Origin of the sequence: Streptomyces sp. NBC_00154, from assembly GCF_026342835.1 — a bacterium.
GTDB lineage: Bacteria > Actinomycetota > Actinomycetes > Streptomycetales > Streptomycetaceae > Streptomyces.
In genome coordinates this window covers 1,155,353-1,177,202 of the sequence record NZ_JAPEMI010000001.1, presented here as the reverse complement: position 1 = coordinate 1,177,202, position 21,850 = coordinate 1,155,353, and the positions used below count along the sequence as shown (strand labels likewise).

18 protein-coding genes are annotated in these 21,850 nt (G+C 71.1%); 11 read left to right on the top strand and 7 right to left on the bottom strand.

The features are described from left to right. Positions 1-22 precede the first annotated feature (22 nt). Both OHA03_RS05110 and OHA03_RS05105 read left to right on the top strand, forming a co-directional pair. Positions 23-592: a GNAT family N-acetyltransferase gene (locus tag OHA03_RS05110; protein ID WP_267001176.1), complete on the top strand. Its 570-nt coding sequence runs from the start codon at positions 23-25 to the stop codon at positions 590-592. A 79-nt stretch (positions 593-671) separates the two neighbouring features. Further along, positions 672-2,372, top strand: coding sequence for a proline--tRNA ligase (locus OHA03_RS05105; RefSeq protein WP_267001170.1), 1,701 nt, complete (start codon positions 672-674; stop codon positions 2,370-2,372). 88 nt (positions 2,373-2,460) lie between these two features. On the opposite strand, the gene OHA03_RS05100 is transcribed toward OHA03_RS05105, so the two are convergent. From OHA03_RS05100 to OHA03_RS05090, 3 genes are read right to left on the bottom strand one after another with little or no spacing between them, the layout of a single operon-like run. Then, entirely contained in the window at positions 2,461-3,363 is a 903-nt protein-coding gene (locus tag OHA03_RS05100) for an aminoglycoside phosphotransferase family protein (RefSeq protein WP_267001168.1), read from the bottom strand. Between the two features lie 29 nt (positions 3,364-3,392). Beyond that, positions 3,393-3,902 (bottom strand): ferritin-like domain-containing protein, encoded by a 510-nt coding sequence (locus OHA03_RS05095; protein ID WP_267001166.1) that lies wholly within the window; start codon positions 3,900-3,902, stop codon positions 3,393-3,395. After that, complete coding sequence (locus OHA03_RS05090; RefSeq protein WP_267001164.1) at positions 3,899-4,408, bottom strand: hypothetical protein; 510 nt, start codon at positions 4,406-4,408, stop codon at positions 3,899-3,901. Before OHA03_RS05090 ends, OHA03_RS05095 begins: the two co-directional genes overlap by 4 nt. A gap of 177 nt (positions 4,409-4,585) precedes the next feature. Between OHA03_RS05090 and rimP the strand changes: the two genes are divergently transcribed. From rimP to OHA03_RS05045, 9 genes are all read left to right on the top strand, one after another. Beyond that, positions 4,586-5,092, top strand: a complete 507-nt coding sequence (gene rimP / locus OHA03_RS05085) for a ribosome maturation factor RimP (RefSeq protein ID WP_267001162.1) — start codon at positions 4,586-4,588, stop codon at positions 5,090-5,092. Positions 5,093-5,094: 2 nt separating this feature from the next. Continuing rightward, positions 5,095-6,135: a transcription termination factor NusA gene (nusA, locus tag OHA03_RS05080; protein ID WP_267001160.1), complete on the top strand. Its 1,041-nt coding sequence runs from the start codon at positions 5,095-5,097 to the stop codon at positions 6,133-6,135. 222 nt (positions 6,136-6,357) lie between these two features. Then, positions 6,358-6,636, top strand: coding sequence for a YlxR family protein (locus OHA03_RS05075; protein WP_078879240.1), 279 nt, complete (start codon positions 6,358-6,360; stop codon positions 6,634-6,636). Between the two features lie 149 nt (positions 6,637-6,785). Continuing rightward, positions 6,786-9,890, top strand: a complete 3,105-nt coding sequence (gene infB / locus OHA03_RS05070; RefSeq protein ID WP_267001154.1) for a translation initiation factor IF-2 — start codon at positions 6,786-6,788, stop codon at positions 9,888-9,890. 137 nt (positions 9,891-10,027) lie between these two features. Continuing rightward, on the top strand, positions 10,028-10,321 hold the full coding sequence (locus OHA03_RS05065; RefSeq protein WP_267001152.1) for a DUF503 domain-containing protein: 294 nt from the start codon (positions 10,028-10,030) through the stop codon (positions 10,319-10,321). A gap of 100 nt (positions 10,322-10,421) precedes the next feature. After that, positions 10,422-10,886: a 30S ribosome-binding factor RbfA gene (rbfA, locus tag OHA03_RS05060; RefSeq protein WP_267001150.1), complete on the top strand. Its 465-nt coding sequence runs from the start codon at positions 10,422-10,424 to the stop codon at positions 10,884-10,886. Then, on the top strand, positions 10,883-11,782 hold the full coding sequence (gene truB / locus OHA03_RS05055; RefSeq protein ID WP_267001148.1) for a tRNA pseudouridine(55) synthase TruB: 900 nt from the start codon (positions 10,883-10,885) through the stop codon (positions 11,780-11,782). Before rbfA ends, truB begins: the two co-directional genes overlap by 4 nt. Positions 11,783-12,003: 221 nt before the next feature. Then, a complete protein-coding gene (locus OHA03_RS05050; RefSeq protein ID WP_267001146.1) occupies positions 12,004-15,423 on the top strand; it encodes a serine protease in 3,420 nt (1,139 codons plus the stop codon). Positions 15,424-15,466: 43 nt separating this feature from the next. Continuing rightward, the gene (locus tag OHA03_RS05045; RefSeq protein WP_267001144.1) at positions 15,467-16,420 is read left to right on the top strand and encodes a bifunctional riboflavin kinase/FAD synthetase; all 954 of its coding nucleotides are present in this window, start codon (positions 15,467-15,469) and stop codon (positions 16,418-16,420) included. Between the two features lie 78 nt (positions 16,421-16,498). On the opposite strand, the gene OHA03_RS05040 is transcribed toward OHA03_RS05045, so the two are convergent. The 4 genes from OHA03_RS05040 to OHA03_RS05025 form a co-directional block, all read right to left on the bottom strand. Then, entirely contained in the window at positions 16,499-17,863 is a 1,365-nt protein-coding gene (locus OHA03_RS05040) for an MFS transporter (RefSeq protein WP_267001143.1), read from the bottom strand. A 190-nt stretch (positions 17,864-18,053) separates the two neighbouring features. Then, positions 18,054-20,354 (bottom strand): xanthine dehydrogenase family protein molybdopterin-binding subunit, encoded by a 2,301-nt coding sequence (locus OHA03_RS05035; protein ID WP_267001141.1) that lies wholly within the window; start codon positions 20,352-20,354, stop codon positions 18,054-18,056. After that, the gene (locus OHA03_RS05030; RefSeq protein ID WP_267001139.1) at positions 20,351-20,884 is read right to left on the bottom strand and encodes a (2Fe-2S)-binding protein; all 534 of its coding nucleotides are present in this window, start codon (positions 20,882-20,884) and stop codon (positions 20,351-20,353) included. Before OHA03_RS05030 ends, OHA03_RS05035 begins: the two co-directional genes overlap by 4 nt. After that, positions 20,881-21,702, bottom strand: coding sequence for an FAD binding domain-containing protein (locus OHA03_RS05025; protein WP_267001137.1), 822 nt, complete (start codon positions 21,700-21,702; stop codon positions 20,881-20,883). The genes OHA03_RS05030 and OHA03_RS05025 overlap by 4 nt, the downstream gene beginning before the upstream one ends. Positions 21,703-21,850: the final 148 nt, after the last annotated feature.

The window sequence follows — 21,850 nt, the reverse complement described above, 5'->3', positions numbered from 1 at the left end:
CGCGGACAGTAGGGTTCGGCGCATGGCAGCAGTTTCCGGGGGCGGCGCCCACACTCCGAGTGTCCTGGTCGGGCCGATCGATCTCGCCGCACGCGTGGACGAGGCGCTTGCCGTGCAGGCGGTCGCCTTCGGCCTCGGGCGGAACGAGGTCGACGTACGTCGGCACATCGTCCTCAGACACCTGGAGCACCCGTGCGCCCGCGCCCTCGGAGCCACCACCGCGACCGGCCGGCTCATCGGGTTCGTGTACGGCATGCCGAACGAGCGCGGCCACTGGTGGTCCACCGTCGTCGAGCCCTATCTGCGCGCCACCGGATCCGAGGACTGGCTCGACGACTCGTTCGTGATCACCGAACTGCATGTCCACCCGGAGTTCCAGAACCAGGGCATCGGCCGCTCGCTGATCACCACCATCACGGACGCCGTCGACCAGCCCCGTTCCATCCTCTCCGCCATCGACACGGAGAGCCCGGCGCGTGGTCTGTATCGCACGCTCGGCTACCGGGACCTGGCCCGACACGTGCTGTTTCCCAGCGCTCCCAAGCCGTACGCGGTGATGGGAGCGCCTCTTCCGCTGCGCCGTCGGGCCTAGGACCGGGTCAATCGATTTCCGCCCGCCCGTGCCACCCGGCTAACCTCCTGCACATCACCCTTCCGAGCAGGAGTTCATCATGGCCCAGGTCCAGCGCATGTCCCGATTGATGATCAAGACACTGCGCGACGACCCGGCGGACGCCGAGACGCTCAACCACAAGCTGCTCGTCCGGGCCGGTTACGTACGTCGCACCGCCGCCGGAATCTGGACCTGGCTGCCCCTGGGCAAGAAGGTCCTGGAGAACATCACGCGCGTCGTGCGCGAGGAGATGGACGCCATCGGCGGCCAGGAGGTCCTGCTGCCGGCGCTGCTCCCCAAGGAGTCGTACGACGCGAGCGGCCGCTACGACGAGTACGGCGACCTGCTCTTCAGGCTCAAGGACCGCAAGGGCGCCGAGTACCTCCTCGGCCCCACCCACGAAGAGATCTTCACCCAGGTCGTCAAGGATCAGATCACGTCCTACAAGGACCTGCCCGTGATCCTGTACCAGATCCAGACCAAGTACCGCGACGAGGCCCGCCCCCGCGCCGGTGTGCTGCGCGGTCGCGAGTTCCAGATGAAGGACTCGTACTCCTTCGACACCACCGACGAGGGCCTCATCGAGGCCTACCAGCTGCACCGCGCCGCCTACATCCGCATCTTCGAGCGGCTCGGCCTCGACCACCGCATCGTCTCCGCGGTCTCCGGCGCGATGGGCGGCTCGGCGTCCGAGGAGTTCCTGGCGCCCGCCCCGGCCGGCGAGGACACCTTCGTCGACTGCCCCGCCTGCGACTACGCGGCCAACACGGAGGCTGTGACCTTCAAGGCCACCCCCGTGGACGGCTCGGCGCACGGCCCCGTCGAGGAGCTGGACACCCCGGACACCCCGACCATCGAGACGCTCGCCGCCCACCTCGGGATCCCGGCCTCCGCGACGCTGAAGAACCTTCTGGTCAAGGTCGACGGCGAGATCGTGGCCGTGGGCGTCCCCGGCGACCGCGAGGTCGACCTCGGCAAGCTCGGCGAGCACCTGGCCCCGGCCGTCGTCGAGCTGGTCACCGGTGAGGACTTCGTGGGCCGTCCCGACCTGGTACGCGGCTACGTCGGCCCGCAGGGCCTGGAGAAGGTCCGCTACATCGCCGACCCGCGCATCGCCCCCGGCACCGCCTGGGTCACCGGCGCCAACAAGCCCGACACCCACGCCAAGAACGTCGTCTGCGGCCGCGACTTCGAGGTCGACGACTACCTCGACGTCGTTGTCGTCGAGGCGGGCGACCCGTGCCCCAAGTGCGGCGCCGGCCTCAAGCTGGACCGTGCCATCGAGATCGGCCACATCTTCCAGCTGGGCCGCAAGTTCGCGGACGCCTTCCAGCTCGATGTGCTCGGCCAGAACGGCAAGCCCGTCCGCGTCACCATGGGCTCGTACGGCATCGGCGTCTCCCGCGCGGTCGCCGCACTCGCCGAGCAGACCGCCGACGAGCAGGGCCTGTGCTGGCCGCGCGAGATCGCCCCGGCCGACGTCCACCTCGTCGCCGCGGGCAAGGCGCTCCAGACCGAGCTGGCCCTCGATGTCGCCGAGAAGCTCGGCGCCGCGGGCGTCCGGGTCCTGGTCGACGACCGCGCCGGTGTCTCGCCCGGTGTGAAGTTCACCGACGCCGAGCTGATCGGTGTGCCGAAGATCCTGGTCGCGGGCCGCCGTTCGGCCGAGGGCGTCCTCGAGCTCAAGGACCGCCGTACGGGCGAGCGCGAGGAGCTCACGGTCGACGAGGCGATCGCCCGTCTCACCGTGCAGGGCTGACCCCCGCTCAGACCGACGAGGGCCCCCGCGCTGTCCGACAGCGCGGGGGCCCTCGCCCGTTCGTCCCAGGGCGGCTTCGCCGTGACGGCTACAGCCAGCCCGCGAACTCCAGGGTCAGCTCGCCTTCCCGACGACGGCCGACCGCCAGCGCGCGGGTGCCCGACTCCACCGCACGGAACAGCGTCCAGCCATGGAGCCTCTCCCGGTCCACATCCAGCGAATCCGCGAGCTTGTTGACCCGGCGGCGGGCGGTCGCCGCCCCGCCGGGGGACGCGATCAGGTCCTCCACCCGGTCACGCACCAGTCGCGCCAGGTCGTAGGCGCGCTCGCCGACCAGCGGCTCCGGCCCGACCGTCAGCCAGGGCGCCCGTTCGCCCGCCAGCACCTTGCTCTGGCGGAAGTTGCCGTGCAGCAGCAGGACTTCGGGGGAGTGGGCGACGAGCTCCTCGCGAGCCGCCAGGGCCGCGGAGACCAGCGGTTCCAGCATCGGGTCGGCCTTCGCGGCAGCCCGCATCGGTTCCGTCCGCCGGCCCGTCCGCTCCTCGACGGTCTCGAAGGAGTGTCCGGCGGGCGGCTCGACCCACAGCCGCCGCACCGTCCCCGCCGCCTCCAGCAGCGCCTTCGCCTCCGGCAGCGAACGCAGCGACACCTCGGGATGCAGCCGCTCCAGCAGCAGCGCGCCGCCGTCGGAGCCGACGAGCTGCACCGCACCCCAGCCGTTCCAGTGCGCCAGCGCCGCCCCTTCCAGCTCGGGTGCGGCCCCGGCCGGAATCTTCAGCACCGCCGGGGTGCCGTCGGAGCGCCGCACCAGCAGAACCAGGCTGCTGCGCCCACCGGGCGCGGCCACCCGCTCCACGGTCAGCTCCGGCCCGTTCGCGGACAGCGCCTCGGCGGTCAGCGCGGGAAGCCGCGCGAGCCAGTCGGCGGCGGCCGGTTCCCCGTACACCTCGCCCAGCGCTCGCACCAGACGCTGCGGCGGTTCAAAACCCATACGTGCTGTGTTCCCTTTCAGAGCCTTCTTCAGTGCGTCGGACCCGCCCCGGCCTTCGCAGTGGTCCCTGCCGTCGCATCGGTCCCGGTCGGCCGGTGCGTCCCGGTGGTTCCGTCGGCGGACCGCTCGGCAAGCCCGGGAAAGGTTACGCCGCTGCCCCGCCAGCGGACCGCACGCACCGCGGCCTCCCGCAGCGCATCCGCCGCCTCTCGCCTGAGCGGCCCTCCGGCAGCCCGTACGAGATCGGAGTAGACGTCCGCGATCCGGTCCTCCAGCAGTGCGGCGAGCTTCACCGCCGCCGCCGAGTCCGGCACCGCGAACGGCAGAGCGTACGCGGAATCCGCGGCGACCGGCTCACCGCCCAGGTCCTGTACGGTCCGCACCAGCGCGTCGCGCCGGGCCCGGTGCGCGTGGTAAGCCGCCGTGGCCTCCGCCCGGCGGCCGTCGGAGACCCGGCCGCCGACCACCCCGTACCCGTACACCGCCGCATGTTCGGCGGCCAGCGATGCCTGCGCCGCCTGCAGCGTCTGCGCGCTCATGACGAGGTCTCCTTGGCCAGCTCGGTCAGCAGGTAGGCATGGGCGGCGCCCGCCGCGGCGATCGACGCCAGCAGCCGGGCCAGCTCCGGAGGGGCCTTCAGGAGCGTCGCCGTATGGGCGTCGGCGGTACGGCGCTCCGCCGCGGCCAGATCTTTGACGGCGGCCCTCGCATCGGCGGCGGGCGGGCGCGAGAGGGCGAGCGCCCCGCCCTCGCCCTGCGCCAGCGCCGTCGTGTGTGCCTGCACGGCGTCCCGCAGCGGTGTGAGTCCGGCCTCGGTCTTCGGATGCGCCTTGACGACCTGGTCATACTGGACGAGCAGGTTCCGGCTCGTCGTGGCGGCCGTCATCCGCAAGGTCTTCTCCACCTGGGCCGCAGCGGCCTGCGCGTCGGCAATCGTGGTGTCCTCCCTGCCGCCGCCGTCCCCGCAGCCGGTCAGCGCCGCCCCCAGGGCGATCGCCCCCGTCGCGGTGAGCGCACCCCTGCGCGTCGTCCCCGTGCGCCGCACCTGTTCTCCTTCGGGTGTCGATCTGTCCTGACAGGATCTGTCCTGAAGTGATCACCGCAGGCGAGCGTACCCGCGGCTGAGCGGCCGGCGGACGGCAACACCCCTCGGGACCGGATACCCTTTGACCTGACACGCGACGAACCACACAACAGCACACGCGGCCGAGGAGTCACCCGGATGAGCACCACCCAGAGCGAGAGGCTGCGCGGGCTGCTCGAACCGCTCGTCAGCGCCAAGGAGCTGGATCTCGAGGAGATCGAGGTGTCCCGGGCCGGCCGCCGCCGTGTGCTGCGCATCATCGTGGATTCGGACGAGGGCGTGGAGCTCGACGCCTGCGCCGAGCTGAGCCGCGCGATCTCCGAGAAGCTCGACGAGACCGACGCGATGGGGGAGGACGAGTACGTCCTCGAAGTGAGCTCTCCCGGTGCCGACCGTCCGCTGACGGAGCATCGCCACTACGTACGCGCCACCGGCCGCCTGGTCAAGCTGCAGCTGGCCGCCGAGGGAGCTGCCGGCGAACTGGTGGCCCGCATCATCGCGGTCGACGACGACGGGCTGGACCTCGAAGTGCCTGGCGTCAAGGGCCGCAGGCCCACTTCCCGCCGGGTCGCCTTCGACGAGATCGCCAAGGCGCGCGTGGAGATCGAATTCAACCGCAAGGACAAGAAGGAAGAGGAGGCGTAGCCGTGGACATCGATGTGAAGCTCTTGAAGGGCTTGGCACAGGACAAGGAGATCCCCTTCGACGTGCTCGTCGAGGCGATCGAGTCGGCCCTCCTCATCGCCTACCACCGCACCGACGGGAGCTACCGCCGCGCGCGTGTGGAGCTCAACGAGCGTGGCCATGTGACGGTGTGGGCGAAGGAGGACCCGGCCGACCTCGAAGAGGGCCAGGAGCCCAAGGAGTTCGACGACACCCCGTCCGGCTTCGGCCGGATCGCCGCGACGACCGCCAAGCAGGTCATCCTGCAGCGGCTGCGTGACGCCGAGGACGACAAGACGTTCGGCGAGTACGCGGGCCACGAGGGCGATGTCGTCACCGGCGTCGTCCAGCAGGGCAAGGACCCGAAGAACGTCCTGGTCGACATCGGCAAGCTGGAAGCGATCCTGCCGGTGCAGGAGCAGGTGCCGGGCGAGGAGTACACGCACGGTCTGCGGCTTCGTTCGTATGTCGTACGGGTCGCCAAGGGTGTGCGCGGTCCGTCCGTGACCCTGTCCCGGACCCACCCCAGCCTGGTCAAGAAGCTCTTCGCGCTGGAGGTCCCGGAGATCGCAGACGGTTCCGTCGAGATCTGCGCGATCGCCCGCGAGGCAGGCCACCGCACCAAGATCGCGGTCCGCTCGACCCGCTCGGGCCTGAACGCCAAGGGTGCCTGCATCGGCCCGATGGGTGGCCGTGTCCGCAATGTCATGGCCGAACTGCACGGCGAGAAGATCGACATCGTGGACTGGTCGGACGACCCGGCAGAGATGGTCGCCAACGCACTGTCGCCCGCCCGTGTGAGCAAGGTCGAGGTCGTGGACCTCGGGGCGCGGTCCGCCCGGGTCACCGTCCCCGACTACCAGCTGTCCCTGGCCATCGGCAAGGAGGGGCAGAACGCCCGCCTCGCCGCCCGCCTCACCGGCTGGCGCATCGACATCCGCCCGGACACCGAGACCGACGCCGAGCGGGACATCGCCGACCGGGAGCGGGCCGAGCGCGCCCGCGAGCGGTCCGACCGGCTCTGATCCGGTACGGAATCGGCCGGCGCCGGTCCGAGGAGTGGACCGGCGCCCGTCCGGACGGTGGACCCGTCCGGTCCGGGAAATGGACCCGAAACGGTCAGGAGCACGGGACCGACATGGGCCCCGGGGAATAGATCCACCGCTCCATGCCGCTGAGAACACGACAACATCCGTTCGATTTTTGCCCCAAAGGGGTGAGGTCGGTGCGGGGAGGTAGACTTAACCGTGTCTGGCCGGACGCACGCCCGCGCTTGCCCTGAGCGAACCTGTGTGGGATGCCGGGAGCGAGCGGCCAAGAGCGAGCTGCTGCGCATCGCGGTGGACGAGGATGCATGCGTCCCCGATCCTCGCGGTACGCTGCCCGGCCGGGGTGCATATGTGCACCCCGTCACTGTCTGTCTGGACCTGGCGGTTCGCCGCCGGGCATTCCCCCGGGCCTTCAAGGCCAAGGGGCCGCTCGATTCCGCGGAAGTGCAGCGGTACGTCGAGCGGGTGACACCGTAAGAAACGAGAACGGCACGGGACCCCGTGCGGTCAGGTACCTCGCGAGTTGGAAGTAGGTCGAGATTGCGATGAGCACTCGATGAGTACGCGATGAGTACGCCCATGAAGTAGCGACGGTCCGGCGGTAACCCGGACCTAAAAGGAGCGAAGTGGCTAAGGTCCGGGTATACGAACTCGCCAAGGAGTTCGGCGTCGAGAGCAAGGTCGTCATGGCCAAGCTCCAAGAACTCGGTGAATTCGTCCGTTCGGCGTCCTCGACGATCGAGGCGCCGGTTGTACGCAAGTTGACTGACGCACTGCAGGGGCCCGGCGGCAACGCCGGCAAGTCCGCTGCGAAGCCTGGCGCGCCTCGCAAGGCCGCGCCCGTAAAGCCCGCAGCGCCCTCCCCGGCCGCTGCGGCACGTCCCGCTGCCCCGAAGCCCGGCGCCCCGGCCCCCAAGCCGGCCGCAGCCGAGGCCCCCGGCAGCACCCCTTCCGCTGCCGCGCCTTCCGCGCCGTCGGCGGGCCCGCGTCCGGGTCCCAAGCCCGCGCCGAAGCCCGCTCCGGTCACCCCGGTGCCCGCAGCAGAGTTCTCCGCTCCGGCCCCGGCCCAGCCGGCCGCGCCGCAGCAGGCCCCGCGTCCCGCGGGTGCCACCCCCGGTCCTCGCCCCGCCCGTCCGGCTCCGGCCGGCGGTCAGCGTGACGGTGGCCGTGGCGGCGAGCGTGACGGTGGCCGTGGCGGCGACCGTCCGGCCCGTCCCGCAGGCCAGGGCGCCCCGCGCCCCGGCGGCTCCCGTCCGGCGGGTCCCCGTCCGGGCAACAATCCCTTCACCTCCGGTGGCTCGACGGGCATGGCCCGTCCGCAGGCACCCCGTCCCGGTGGCGCCCCGCGTTCCGGTGGCGGCCAGGAGCGTCCGGGCGCCTCGCGTCCGCAGGGCGGCCCCGGTGGCGCCCCGCGTCCGCAGGGTCAGGGCGGTGCCCGTCCGACTCCGGGCGGCATGCCCCGTCCGCAGGCTCCGCGTCCGGGCGGTGCGCCCGGTGGTAACCGTCCGAACCCCGGCATGATGCCGCAGCGTCCCGCTGCCGGCCCGCGTCCCGGTGGTGGCCCCGGCGGTGGCCGTGGTCCCGGTGGCGGCGCAGGCCGTCCCGGTGGCGGTGGCGGTGCAGGTCGTCCCGGCGGCGGCTTCGCCGGCCGTCCGGCCGGTCCCGGTGGCGGTGGCGGCGGTTTCGCCGGTCGTCCCGGTGGCGGCGGTGGCGGTGGCGGCGCAGGCCGTCCCGGTGGTGGCGGCGGCTTCGGCGGTCGTCCCGGCTTCGGTGGACGCCCCGGCGGCCCCGGTGGCCGTGGTGGCACACAGGGTGCGTTCGGCCGTCCCGGCGGTCCCGCGCGTCGTGGTCGCAAGTCGAAGCGGCAGAGGCGCCAGGAGTACGAGGCCATGCAGGCCCCGTCGGTGGGCGGCGTCATGCTGCCTCGCGGCAACGGACAGGCTGTCCGGCTGTCGCGCGGTGCCTCCCTCACCGACTTCGCGGAGAAGATCAACGCCAACCCGGCGTCGCTCGTCGCCGTGATGATGAACCTCGGCGAGATGGTCACTGCCACGCAGTCCGTCTCCGACGAGACTCTGAAGCTGCTGGCCGACGAGATGAACTACATCCTCGAGATCGTCAGCCCGGAGGAGGAGGACCGCGAGCTGCTCGAGTCCTTCGACATCGAGTTCGGCGAGGACGAGGGCGGCGAAGAGGCTCTGGTCTCGCGTCCGCCGGTCGTGACCGTCATGGGTCACGTCGACCACGGTAAGACCCGACTGCTGGACGCGATCCGCAAGACGAACGTCGTTGCGGGCGAGGCCGGCGGCATCACGCAGCACATCGGTGCGTACCAGGTCTCCTCCGAGGTCAACGGTGAGGACCGCAGGATCACCTTCATCGACACCCCGGGTCACGAGGCGTTCACCGCCATGCGTGCCCGTGGTGCGAAGTCCACCGACATCGCGATCCTCGTGGTGGCGGCGAACGACGGTGTGATGCCCCAGACGATCGAGGCGCTGAACCACGCCAAGGCGGCCGACGTGCCGATCGTGGTCGCGGTCAACAAGATCGACGTCGAGGGTGCCGACCCGACCAAGGTGCGCGGTCAGCTCACCGAGTTCGGTCTGGTGGCCGAGGAGTACGGCGGCGACACGATGTTCGTCGACATCTCCGCCAAGCAGGGCCTCAACATCGAGGCTCTTCTGGAGGCTGTCGTCCTCACCGCCGACGCCTCGCTCGACCTGCGGGCCAACCCGGAGCAGGACGCGCAGGGTATTGCGATCGAGTCCCACCTCGACCGCGGCCGCGGTGCCGTTGCGACCGTCCTGGTCCAGCGAGGCACCCTGCGGGTCGGCGACACGATGGTGGTCGGCGACGCGTACGGCCGAGTCCGCGCGATGCTCGACGACAAGGGTGAGAACGTCGAGGAAGCGGGTCCGTCGACCCCCGTCCTCGTCCTCGGTCTCACCAACGTCCCGGGCGCCGGCGACAACTTCCTGGTGGTCGACGAGGACCGTACGGCCCGTCAGATCGCCGAGAAGCGTGCCGCTCGTGAGCGCAACGCCAACTTCGCCCGCAAGGGTGTCCGGTTCTCCCTGGAGAACCTGGACGAGGCGCTCAAGGCCGGTCTGGTCCAGGAACTCAACCTCATCATCAAGGGCGACGCGTCCGGTTCGGTGGAGGCTCTCGAGTCCTCGCTGCTCCAGCTCGACGTCGGTGACGAGGTCGACATCCGGGTCCTGCACCGCGGTGTGGGTGCGGTCACCGAGTCGGACATCGACCTGGCCACCGGCTCCGACGCCATCGTGATCGGCTTCAATGTGCGCGCCGCAGGGCGTGCGCAGCAGATGGCCGAGCGCGAAGGCGTGGACGTCCGGTACTACTCGGTCATCTACCAGGCGATCGAAGAGATCGAAGCGGCCCTCAAGGGCATGCTCAAGCCGGAGTACGAAGAGGTCGAGCTCGGCACGGCGGAGATCCGCGAGATCTTCCGCTCGTCCAAGCTGGGCAACATCGCCGGTGTGCTGGTCCGGTCCGGCGAGGTCAAGCGCAACACCAAGGCGCGCCTGCTGCGCGATGGCAAGGTCATCGCGGAGAACCTCAACATCTCCGGTCTGCGTCGCTTCAAGGACGACGTCACCGAGATCCGCGAAGGCTTCGAGGGCGGTATCAACCTCGGAAACTTCAACGACATCAAGATCGACGACGTCATTGCGACGTACGAGATGCGCGAGAAGCCGCGAGGCTGACCCGTACCTCAACAGTCGGGGCCGGTCGACGGGTCGTATTCCCGTCGATCGGCCCCGGCCGTTCCGTGTACGGTTCTTGTGTCCCTGCCAAGCACTGGCAGGGCGCGAACCCGAACCGGCGGGACATCCGGACATACATGTATGTGGGGACACTGTCCTTCGATCTGCTCCTCGGCGACGTACGGTCGTTGAAGGAGAAACGCTCCATCGTCCGACCGATCGTCGCCGAGCTGCAGCGCAAGTACGCGGTGAGTGCGGCGGAGACGGGCGGACAGGATCTCCATCGCAGGGCAGAGATCGGCCTTGCCATGGTTTCCGGGGACACCGGACACCTCACAGACGTACTGGACCGGTGCGAGCGGCTGGTTGCCGCCCGGCCCGAGGTGGAGCTGCTGTCGGTTCGACGGCGGCTGCACAGCGACGAAGACTGAACAACGTCAGAACTGTTCGACGCGGCACCGTCCGACGCGCAGGCGTCGGACCCCGGAAGCGTCGGACCGTAAGCAACCCAGAAGGAAGAGTGACGGACCGGTGACCGACAACGCGCGGGCCCGCAAGCTGGCCGATCGCATCCAGGTCGTGGTCGCGGAGACCCTGGACCGGCGTATCAAGGATCCGCGGCTCGGATTCGTGACCATCACGGACGCCCGGGTCACCGGCGACCTGCGGGAGGCCACGGTCTTCTACACGGTCTACGGCGACGACGAGGAGCGGGCGGCTTCCGCCGCCGCGCTGGAGAGCGCCAAGGGCGTGCTCCGCTCCGAGGTCGGCCGGCAGACCGGGGTCCGGTTCACGCCGACCCTGGCCTTCGTCCCGGACGCCCTGCCGGACAACGCCCGCACCATCGAGGACCTCCTCGACAAGGCGCGGGCCAAGGACGCGGAGGTCCGCGAGGTGTCCACCGGTGCGAAGTACGCGGGCGACGCCGACCCGTACCGTAAGCCGGAGGACGAAACGGACGAGTCCGACGAGAACGAGGGCTCAGCCTCCGAATGACACAGCAGAACAGGACGCCGGACGGCCTTGTCATTGTCGACAAGCCGTCCGGCTTCACTTCGCACGACGTCGTGGCCAAGATGCGCGGCATCGCCCGCACCCGCCGCGTCGGGCACGCCGGCACGTTGGACCCGATGGCGACCGGCGTTCTCGTGCTCGGTGTCGAGAAGGCCACCAAGCTCCTCGGCCATCTCGCACTGACCGAGAAGGAGTACCTCGGCACGATCCGGCTCGGCCAGGACACGGTCACGGACGACGCCGAGGGCGAGATCACCTCGTCCACCGATGCGTCGGGTGTCACGCGTGAGGGCATCGACGCCGGTGTCGCTGCGCTGACCGGGGCCATCATGCAGGTGCCGTCCAAGGTCAGCGCCATCAAGATCGACGGCAAGCGGTCGTACGCGCGGGTGCGCGGCGGCGAGGAGTTCGAGATCCCGGCCCGGCCGGTGACGGTCTCGTCCTTCAACGTCTACGACGTCCGCGAGGCGGTCGCGGAGGACGGGACCCCGGTCGTCGACCTGGTCGTCTCCGTCGTCTGCTCCTCCGGTACCTACATCCGCGCCCTGGCCCGTGACCTCGGCGCCGGACTGGGTGTCGGCGGGCATCTGACCGCACTGCGGCGCACTCGCGTCGGTCCGTACGGCATCGATGCGGCGCGGACGCTGGATCAGCACCAGGAGGAGCTGACCGTGATGCCGGTCGCGGAGGCCGCCGCCGCCGCGTTCCCGCGCTGGGACGTGGACGAGAAGCGGGCCAAGCTGCTGCTGAACGGGGTGCGGCTGGACATGCCCTCGTACCCGTCGGGACCGGTCGCGGTCTTCGGGCCCGACGGAACCTTCCTGGTGCTGGTCGAGGAGCAGAAGGGCAAGGCCAAGAGCCTCGCCGTCTTCGGCTGACGGCCGGCCGTCAGCGCCGGGATCGCCACCGGACGCCGGATCCTCATCGTGGAGCGGGCAGCCCCCCGTGCCCGCTCCACGATCCCCCTCGGGTGTCTGTCCACCGGAACCCGCGAATTCACCCCCACGAGCAGGCGCTCGGAGTGATTCAGGGGTGCACTTGGGGGCGCGTTTGCTCCGAGTGGTTCTCGCGCTGATCACTGCCGACCTAACGTCGGACCATGGGAAGCGGGGACCGGTCGACGCTGGTGCGTATCTGCGATCCGGCCGGCCGGCCGCGAGGGACGGGGTTCGTCGCGGATGACCGCGGCACGGTCGTCACCAGTCACGAAGCCGTCGACGGCCTGCTGCGACTTGTTTTGCACGGGACAGGTGATCGCAGCTGCCGCGTCGAGGCCGATGCGATCACCGCGCTCCCGGAGCTGGACCTCGCGCTGGTACGCACCGGGGGACTCGACGTGCTCGGCGTGGAGCCGCTGCCGATCGTGCTGCGGGACCGGATCGAGGCCGGTACGTACGTACGTATCGCCGCCCACGGCTGGCGTGAGGCGCGCGTGCTGGGCGTGGGCCCGGTGACGTACACCGCGACCGACCGCTCCTACCGGGTCGGCGCCGCGATGGAGCTGGCGCTCGGCACGGACGGCAGAGACGCACTGCGGCTGCGTGGGGCGGCGGTCGGCGGGCCGGTGCTCGATCCGGACAGCGGTGCGGTGATCGCCGTGGTCGGTACCGCGCTGCGCGGCGAACACCCCGCCGCCGGGTTCGCGGTGCCGCTGGTGGGCGTGGGCACCGACGCACCGCTGGGCGCGCTGCTGCGGCGCAATGCGACGACCGTCCCCGGATACGGACGCGACCTCAACCTTGCCGGTGCCCTGCAGCTCGCCGCGATGTCCATCGGGGCCGCGGGCGGTCCTGGGGCCCGGCCCGATCCGGTCGAACGCCCGGACGTCACTGCGGAGTTCACGGCGTTCACGGCCGCCGGGGAACGCCCCGAGGTCGTGCTCGGCCTCGTCGCGGAGCCCGGCACCGGCCGCACCACCGAACTCGCCGACCTCACCGCGAGCCAGGCCGAGCGTGCCAGGGAGCGGTACGCCATTCCGGCCGACGCCCTGGCCCCCGGCCACGACCGGCATCCGCTCACCCTGCGCCTGCTCGCCGAGGTACGCGCGGCGCTCCCCGGAGACGTGGCCGGACAGCCGGACACGGACGACGTCTTCGGCGCCCACCTGGACCTGATGTGCCTGCGCATCGCGGTCCGGATCGCGGCGGCGTCCCGTCCGGCGCTCAGGGGCACTGCGGTGCGGCGGCTGGCCGCCCGGGTGACGGGGCAGGTCCACGAGGCTGCGCGGCGCTGTCTCGGGCCGGGGCAGGGGGAGCTGGACCGCGCGGCGTTCGAGGAAATCTTCCCCTGGCGCACGGGATGGGCGTCGGCGGTCCTCACCGAGGGCCTGCTGGTCCCGGCGGGCGCGGGCTACCGCTTCGCGCACGAGGAGCTGGGGGACTGGGTGCAGGGCGCCCACCTGGACCTGGACACGGCGCTGCGGTCGCTGGTGCACCGATGGCACGAGGAGGATCCGGGCGGTGGGGCCAGGGCGGCGGAGGCACGCGTTCCGGCCCAGCGGAGCCCGCGGACGAGCCGCCGGGCGTCGACTGCCTCCGAGCGGGGGCAGGTGCAGGGGGCCGACGCGGCTTCGGGAGCGATGTCCTCGCGCGAGCCCCGCACGCTCCCCGTACCGCGCCATCGGATCGGCCCGGTGATCCAGGCACTCCTGCTCCTGGGCCGCAGGCAAGGCGCTGCCGCCCTGTCCCATCGCCTGGCGGATCTGATCGAGGCCATGGACCGGCTGTCCACGAGGACGGACGGCCCGGCCACAGCCGCCCGGCGGCAGGGCACCGGGATCCCCACGGCTGCGGCCGGTCCGGACGGCGGCGCTGCCCGGCCCGGCGGGGCCGAGGACGTCGGCCCGCTGCGCGACGCCTCCTGGTGGGCCGCTCACCTCCTGTCGCAGACACTGCTCCGGGTGCCCGACGCCGGGCGGTACGTCGAAGTGCTGCGGCTTCTCGCGGGTCGCATCGTCCGGCGGTCCGGCGCCGAGGGAGGGACAGGGGAGCCGGAGGGCGCCCGCGATGTCCCGCCCGGTCCGGGGCATCGCCGACACCCGCTGGGGGCGTACGCCGAGTTCGGACCGTGGTTCTGGCTGCGGCTGCGGCTGTCCGAGGCGGACCGGATCGACCTGCTGCGGCGGCTGGTGCCTGCGGACGGCCCGCCGCGCGGAGACGGGTGGGACGGCGGCCGCGACGGCCGACGGGGCCAGGCCGTCGCATGTCGTGACGAGGGCGGGGACAGTGGCGGGGAGCGGTTCCTGGATGTGGTGGCCAGGCGGCTCGTCGCCCGGCCCCGGATCGTGCAGCCCCTGCTCTGCCGCTGGTTCACCGATGAGCGTCCGCTGCCCGCCGAGGTCGGTGTGGCGATGCGGCCGACCGTCGCCGCTGCCGCGCAGGCGCTCCTGCACGCCCGTCGTGACCTGGCCGTCGACGATCTGACCGACGCCCTCGTCGCGACCGTCCACCCGCGCGCCGGCGAGCTGCTCGTCGCGCTGGCCGAGGACGAGCCGGCCGCCCTGTGCCGGGCTGTCGAGCGCTGGGCCCGCGATGGCGACCGGCGGGCCCGACGGGGCGCCGCCGCTTCGTACGGGCTCCTCACCGCACCGCACGCCACTGCCGAAGCCGACCGTGCACTGCTGCGCCTCTCCGCGCTCGCCCTGCTGGCCCACCCCGCCGACGTCGACCTGCACGGAGCCGCGCTGGCCCTCCTCGTACGCGATCCGCAGACCCGGGACTGCTATCTGCCGCAGGCCCTGCGGGTCTTCGTGCAGGGCGATCCGCAGCTGTCCGCGGCCGAGCTCGTCGTCGCCCTGCCGACCCATCGCGAGCCGGTGATCGCCGCGATCCGCGAGGCGCTCACCCGGCCCGGGGGCGGCGCGGGCGAGGTGCTGCGCTCGCTCGCCGGGATCGACGCCCCGGCGCTGGCCCTGCACGCGGCCGGTCTGGTGCGGGCGTACGTCGACAGCCATCCGGAGGGCGGTGCACATGCTGCCGCGTACATCGACCGCAGACTGGAGCACGGGCCCGTCGCCCGCGCCCTGCTGCTGCCCCTGATGAGCGGCCTGCTGCGGGACCGTCCGGCCCCCGCACCCGTGCGTGGCGCGCTCGCCCGGGTGCTGGCCGCGCCCGGCACCCCGGCTTCCGGGGCATTGCGCGCCGAGCTGCTGGAGGTCCTGCTGGAGTTCGAGCAGGGCGCCCACCGTGACCCGGTCGTGCTCGACGCACTGCTCTGTGCGGCGGCGACCGGATCCGCCCGGCGTGCGCCGGTCCGTACCCGAGCGCTGGTGCACCGCACCGGGATGCTGCTCGTCCGCACCCCCGAAGGAGCGGCCCGCTTCGACCGCAGGCTGGTCGAACTGGCCCGCGACGTGCCCGGATTCGCCCAGCTGGTCACCGGATGGCTGGCCGATGCGCCGCAGGAGTGGGCAGCCGTCGTCGGCCCCGGTACGCGGCGGACCGTGGAGACCCTGTCCACCGCGATGACGATGCCGATGCAGGCCCCGGGCCGGGGGCATGGCAGTCTTAGACCTGCATAAGAGGTAAACCCACGTACACAGGTTCGGGCGAGGAGCGGTCACAGTGCAGCGCTGGCGTGGCTTGGAGGACATCCCCCAGGACTGGGGACGCAGCGTCGTCACCATCGGCTCCTACGACGGGGTGCACCGCGGACACCAGCTGATCATCGGCAGGGCCGTGGACCGCGCGCGCGAGCTGGGCGTGCCCTCGGTCGTCGTGACCTTCGACCCGCACCCCAGCGAGGTCGTACGGCCCGGCAGCCATCCGCCGCTGCTGGCCCCGCACCACCGGCGCGCCGAGCTGATGGCCGAGCTGGGAGTGGACGCGCTGCTGATCCTGCCGTTCACGACCGAGTTCTCGAAGCTGACGCCGGCCGACTTCATCGTGAAGGTGCTGGTCGACAAGTTGCAGGCGCAGCTCGTCATCGAGGGCCCCAACTTCCGCTTCGGCCACAAGGCCGCGGGGAACGTGCAGCTTCTCACCGAGTTCGGTGCGACCTACGACTACAGCGTCGAGGTCATCGATCTGTATGTGAGCGGCGAGGCGGGCGGCGGCGAGCCGTTCTCGTCCACCCTCACCCGCCGGCTCGTCTCCGAGGGCGATGTGGCGGGCGCCGCCGAGATCCTGGGCCGTCCGCACCGTGTCGAGGGCATCGTGGTGCGCGGAGCACAGCGCGGCCGCGAGATGGGCTTCCCGACGGCGAACGTGGAGACCCTGCCGCACACCGCGATCCCCGCCGACGGCGTGTACGCGGGCTGGCTGAACGCGAACGGTGAGACGATGCCCGCCGCGATCTCGGTCGGCACGAACCCGCAGTTCGACGGCACGGAGCGGACGGTGGAGGCCTACGCGATCGACCGTGTGGGTCTTGATCTGTACGGACTCCATGTCTCCGTCGACTTCCTCGCGTACGTCCGCGGGATGGCGAAGTTCGACTCGCTCGACGACCTGCTGGTGGCGATCGCCGCCGATGTGAAGCGGGCGAGCGAGCTGGTCGCGGCGTACGACCGCGGCTGATCCTTCTCTCACCTACGGCTCCGGCCGGGACCGCGCAGAGCGGTCCCGGCCGGAGCCGTAGGTGTATCGGGAGGCGGCTCAGGAGTTGAGCTCCTCCAGCGTCTTCCCCTTGGTCTCCACCGCGAACAGTGCGATCACCGCACCCACCACGGCCATGCAGCCCAGCTGGGCGAAGACCATCGTCAGGCTGCCCCCCGAGCCGATGATGGCGCCGACCACGATCGGTCCGAGGATGACACCGAGCCTGTTCCACACCCCGCCGAACGACGCCCCGCGCGCACGGCTGCGGGTCGGGTACAGCTCCGGTGTGTAGAGGTACAGGCTGACATTGGTCGCGAAGACGAAGAGCGTCGCGACCGACGCCCAGACCGCGACCTGTCCGCCCGAGGTGGCACCGGAGACGGCCAGCGAGAGCAGGGCGACCGCCGCGCCGCCGAGCCCGATGGTGAGCGAGATCCGGCGGCCGACCCGGTCGATGATCAGGGCCACGAGGAGACAGCCGATCAGCCCGGTCACATTGCTCAGCAGCGAGTAGTTCAGCGCGGTGCGCAGATCGAGGCCGAACGTCTTGGTGTAGAGCGAGGGCAGCCACGTCGCGATGCCGTGGTTGACGTAGTACGCGACGAACCACAGACCCGAGACGACCACCGTGCGCCGCAGATAGCGGCCGGTGAACAGGTCGCGCAGGCCGCCACGGGCCGTCTCGACGGCTGTCGCCGGGCCGGGCTCCGGCAGCTGCGCGCCGATGGACTTCTCGACGTCCTGCTCGATCCGGGCGATGACCTGCTCGGCCTCCTCGACCCGGCCGCGGGAGAGCAGCCAGCGTGGCGACTCGGGAACCTGGCGGCGCAGGACGACGACCAGCAGCACGGGCAGGGCGCCGATCAGGAACATCACACGCCAGCCGAAGCTGGGCACCACCCAGCTGGCGACCAGCGTCGCCGAGGCCAGACCGGCCGGGAAGATGAGCTCGTACAGCAGCACGAACCGGCCGCGGTGGTCGGCGCGCGCTATCTCGTTGATGTACGTGGCGGCGACGGGCACGACGCCGCCGATGCCGAGCCCCTGGACGAACCGGAAGGCGGTGAACAGGGCGAAGCCGGGCGAGACGGCGACGGCGAGGCTGGCCAGCGCGGTCACGGCCACGCCGAGCGCGACAGTACGGACCCGGCCGATGCGGTCGCCGAGCCAGCCGGCGACGAGTGCGCCGAGCAGCATGCCGACCGAACCGCTGGTGACGATCAGCGTGCCCTGGCCGGTGCTCAGTTTCCACTGTTCGGTCAGGACGGGCAGTGCGGAGGCGGTCAGCAACTGGTCGAACGCCTCGAAGAACGTGACGGCGCCGATGAGCGTACGGACCTTGATGTGCCAGCGAGAGCTCGGCAGGCGTTCGAGCCTGGCCGAGATGGAGCTCACGGTGGGGCCGGTGGCCACGATTGACATGGGGATCCTTCCGCGAACAGAGGAGTTGCGGTGACCTTAGAAAGAAGTGTCTTAGCGGTCAACAACTAAGCACTTAAATTTCATAACGAAGTGAACCCCGTCTGAACAGGCATTTTGATGGTGAGCGAGGTACGGGCATGACTCACCGGCCCATGGCGGATGAGCCATGGACCGGTCGGGGCGGTGCGGGTCAGCGCAGCTGTGTGCGCTCCCGCGGCAGTGCCTGCAGCGCGTCGAAGACCCGCTCGGGGGAGAGCGGCAGGGTGGTCACCCGCGCACCGGTGGCGTCCTGCACCGCATTGGCGATGGCCGCCGCGACCGGGACCATCGCGCCCTCGCCGGCCCCCTTGGCACCGAACGGGCCGGGTCCGTGCCCCTGCTCCTGGGTGATCGACACGAAACGCTCGGGGAGGTCCTCGGCCATCGGCACCCGGTAGTCCAGCGCCTCACCGTTGAGCAGTGCGCCGTCCTCGTACCGCATCTCCTCGAACATCGCCTGCGCCAGCCCCATCACGGCAGCGCCCTCGTCCTGACCACGGCAGAGCAGCTTGTTGACGGCCCGGCCGACATCGCCGCTGGCCACCAGCTGCAGGACCGTCACTTTTCCGGTGTCCGGGTCGACCTCGACCTCCGCGCCCGCCCAGCCGATCTCCCAGAAGAGGCAGGGGGACTCCAGCGGGGCGTCGGAGGAGAGTGGCGCCTTGAAGAACCCCTCGCCGTGGAACTCGTACCCCGTACCGCCGAAGACCCTCGCCGCCAGGCCCGGCAGCGGAACCGGTGCGTCTTCCCCGCGGCGTACCGTCCAGTCCTGCAGGGTCAGTTCGGCCGGATCGCAGCGGAGCTGCTCGGCTGCGAAAGCGAGCACCTTCGACCTGGCGTCCTGGGCCGCCCTGAGTACCGCGGTGCCCATCACCGTCATACCGGACGAGGCGTTGGTGCCCTGGTCGTAAGGAGTGACATCGGTGTCGACCGGTGCGTATCGCACCCGCTCCAGATCCGTGCCGAACACCTCGGCTGCGACCTGGCAGAGCGAGGTGGAGGCGCCCTGGCCGATCTCGACCGTGCCGGAGCTGACGTAGACCGAGCCGGTGGCCGTGATCTTCACCCGGGCCTGCGCGGGCTTGTTCACCCCTCCGCCGTCCTTGAAACCGATGGCCAGCCCCATCCCGCGATGGGGTACGCGCTCGCGCCCCTGATAGCCGAGCGCATCGGCGACCGCGTCCAGGCCTTCGGCGAGATCGCTGTCGATCCCGCTCTCGCCCGGCACGAACGGCTCCCCGAGCTGCTTGAGGTTCTTCATGCGCAGCTCGTACGGATCCATCCCGAGCCGCTCGGCGATCATGTCGACCTGGCTCTCGGACGCCCAGGTGGCCTGCGTCGCCCCGAAGCCGCGGAACGGACCCGCCGGTGTGGTCGTCGTCATCACGCACGACGAGGAGGAACGGATGTGCTGCCAGCGGTACGGCCCCGGCATCCGGTAGCAGGCCTTCTCCGCGACCAGCGGGCTGCCGTCGGAGTACGCTCCCGCGTCCAGCAGCACCTCGCTGTCGCGCGCGACGAACGTCCCGTCCGCCATGACGCCTGTCCTCACCTTCAGGAGGGCGGCGTGCTGGCTGAGCGTGAGGAAACCTTCCTCCGTCGTCAGGCAGTAGCGCACCGGCCGGCCGGCCGCCCGCGACAGCAGGATGGCGATCGGCTCGGTCTTGCAGTTGTGCTTCGAGCCGAACCCGCCGCCCACATACGGCACATGGATATGGATCCGGCTCTCCGGGGTGCGCAGCACCCGTGCCAGCTCCTTGCGCAGCGGGAACGGGTTCTGCGTCGAGGCCCAGATCTCGATCTCCTCGCCGCGCACATCCGCGACCGTCACGAACGGCTCCAGATGGAAGTGATTCATCCGGGAGAAGGTGAAGGAGTCCTCGAAGATGTGGTCGCAGTCGTCCCAGACGGAGTCCGGGCCGGTCTCGTACCGGAACTCGTAACAGACGTTGGGCCGCGGCCGGAGCTGACCGGAGGCCCCTGTTCCATAGGGAGGGACGATGCCGGGCGGAGCCTGTTCGAACAGCTCAGGGGCGTCGGGTGCGAGAGCGGCCTCGATGTCGGGGACGGCCGGCAGCGGCTCGTACACCACCTCGATCAGCTCCAGCGCGTGCAGCGCCACCGCCTCTGACTCGGCGGCGACGGCCGCCACCACATCTCCCGCGTACCGCACCCGGTCCAGGGCGACGACCGGCTGGTCCTTGATGAAGTAGCCGTAGGTGGGGTCGAGTCCGTCGAGGTCGTCGCGGGTCAGTACGGCGTGCACGCCCGGCAGGGCGCGGGCCTTGGCGCTGTCGACCGACACCAGGCGGGCGTGGGCGTGCGGGCTGCGGAGCACCTTGGCGTGCAGCATGCCGGGGAGCCGGATGTCGGCGGTGTACTGCGCGGCGCCGGTGACCTTGAGGGTCGCGTCGGTGCGGCGGTCGCGGGTTCCGATGCGGGATCCGGTCATCGGGCGTCCTCGGTGTCACGGGCCGGCTCGTCGTCACGGGACAGCTCGGCCGCCCTGCGTACCGAGTCGATGATCATCTGATAGCCGGTGCAGCGGCACACATTGGAGGAGATCCAGGAGCGGATCGTCTCGTCGTCCGGCTCCGGGTCCTCCCTCAGCAGGGCGGTGGTCAGCATGATCATGCCGGGGGTGCAGTAGCCGCACTGGAAGCCCCCGCACTCCGCGAAGGCGCGCTGCACGGAGCTCAGTTCCCCGCCCGTGGCCTGTCCCGCGACGGTCTCCACCGCACGGCCGTCGACGCTGAACGCGAAGACGCTGCAGGAGGCGGAGGGGGTCCCGTCGATCAACGTGGTGCAGGCGCCGCAAACGCCGCGCTCGCAGGACGCCTTGACACCGGTCATGCCGTAGCGGTCGCGGAGCAGGTCGAGCAGAACGGTGTTGGGTGCGATCCGCTCGGTGCGCGGCCGGCCGTCGACGGCGAAGTCGATCGTGAGCCGGGTGCCCATGTCACTGGTCATGTCGCTGTTCATCGGGGGGTTCCCTCTCCGGTGGTGCGTCGTTCCAGCAGCCGTCCGAGGAGTACCGCGGCGACATGGCGCCGGTAGCGGGCGCTCCCGGCCGCGTCGCCGATCGCCTCGGGCAGTGCGGCCGCGATCTCGGTGGGGTCGGTGCCCAGCGGGGCGCCGACGGTGTACGGACGGGTGTACTCGGAGCCCACCGCCATCGTGACCGTCCCCACACGGACCGCTGCGGCCACCGTCATCAGCGGGCGCATCGAGCGCTCGTACCCGAACCACACCTGACGTACGTCCGTGATCCTGACCGCCCGCAGCAGACCGCCCGGCGGCTCCGCCCGGTCCCACAGTGCGGCCGGCGAGACGGTGACCGTCCCGTCGAGTGTCAGGAAGTCCAGCTCCGCGTCGAGCGCGCCCAGCATCACCGACATCTCGTACCGGGTGCGTCGCGCCATCAGATTCCCGCCGAGGGTGGCCCGCCGCCGGATCCGCTGGGTGGCGATGCTGCCCCAGCCCGCGGCCAGACCCGGCAGGGCGGCCCGCACCCGGGCGTCGTGCGAGCCGGCGTGATGATCGACCGCGGCGCCGATCTCCAGCGTCGAGCCGTCCCACTCGACCGAGCCGAGCTCGGGTACGCGCTCCAGCGACACGAGGGTCCGGCAGTCGAGACCCTCGCGGAACTGCGCGAAGAGATCGCTGCAGCCCTGTGCATAGACCGCACCGCGGGTTGCCCCCGCCGCCACGGCCTCGGCCGCCGTCACGGGACGTTCCAGGACGAAGTCGGGGATGGTGCGCTGGGTGGGCGCCACCATCCCGGTGGGGAGCAGGAGCATGCGGACCGTGCCTCCTGGAGCGGCGCAGCGGTCGATCCCGATGTCACCACGGAGAGTTATCTAAGAACTGAAACAGCTAATGCTGAGATTTCTAGCACTTGGAGATAGCCACCACAAGGGTCCGGCTCCGGGTGTCGGTTGTATCGTG

What these genes read in the sequence shown, in the direction of transcription:
- OHA03_RS05110 (WP_267001176.1), top strand. Translation starts at nt 23, where the DNA reads ATGGCAGCAGTTTCCGGGGGCGGCGCCCACACTCCGAGTGTCCTGGTC.
- OHA03_RS05105 (WP_267001170.1), top strand. Translation starts at nt 672, where the DNA reads ATGGCCCAGGTCCAGCGCATGTCCCGATTGATGATCAAGACACTGCGC.
- OHA03_RS05100 (WP_267001168.1), bottom strand. Translation starts at nt 3,363, where the DNA reads ATGGGTTTTGAACCGCCGCAGCGTCTGGTGCGAGCGCTGGGCGAGGTG.
- OHA03_RS05095 (WP_267001166.1), bottom strand. Translation starts at nt 3,902, where the DNA reads ATGAGCGCGCAGACGCTGCAGGCGGCGCAGGCATCGCTGGCCGCCGAA.
- rimP (WP_267001162.1), top strand. Translation starts at nt 4,586, where the DNA reads ATGAGCACCACCCAGAGCGAGAGGCTGCGCGGGCTGCTCGAACCGCTC.
- OHA03_RS05065 (WP_267001152.1), top strand. Translation starts at nt 10,028, where the DNA reads ATGTATGTGGGGACACTGTCCTTCGATCTGCTCCTCGGCGACGTACGG.
- truB (WP_267001148.1), top strand. Translation starts at nt 10,883, where the DNA reads ATGACACAGCAGAACAGGACGCCGGACGGCCTTGTCATTGTCGACAAG.
- OHA03_RS05050 (WP_267001146.1), top strand. Translation starts at nt 12,004, where the DNA reads ATGGGAAGCGGGGACCGGTCGACGCTGGTGCGTATCTGCGATCCGGCC.
- OHA03_RS05040 (WP_267001143.1), bottom strand. Translation starts at nt 17,863, where the DNA reads ATGTCAATCGTGGCCACCGGCCCCACCGTGAGCTCCATCTCGGCCAGG.
- OHA03_RS05035 (WP_267001141.1), bottom strand. Translation starts at nt 20,354, where the DNA reads ATGACCGGATCCCGCATCGGAACCCGCGACCGCCGCACCGACGCGACC.
- OHA03_RS05030 (WP_267001139.1), bottom strand. Translation starts at nt 20,884, where the DNA reads ATGAACAGCGACATGACCAGTGACATGGGCACCCGGCTCACGATCGAC.
- OHA03_RS05025 (WP_267001137.1), bottom strand. Translation starts at nt 21,702, where the DNA reads ATGCTCCTGCTCCCCACCGGGATGGTGGCGCCCACCCAGCGCACCATC.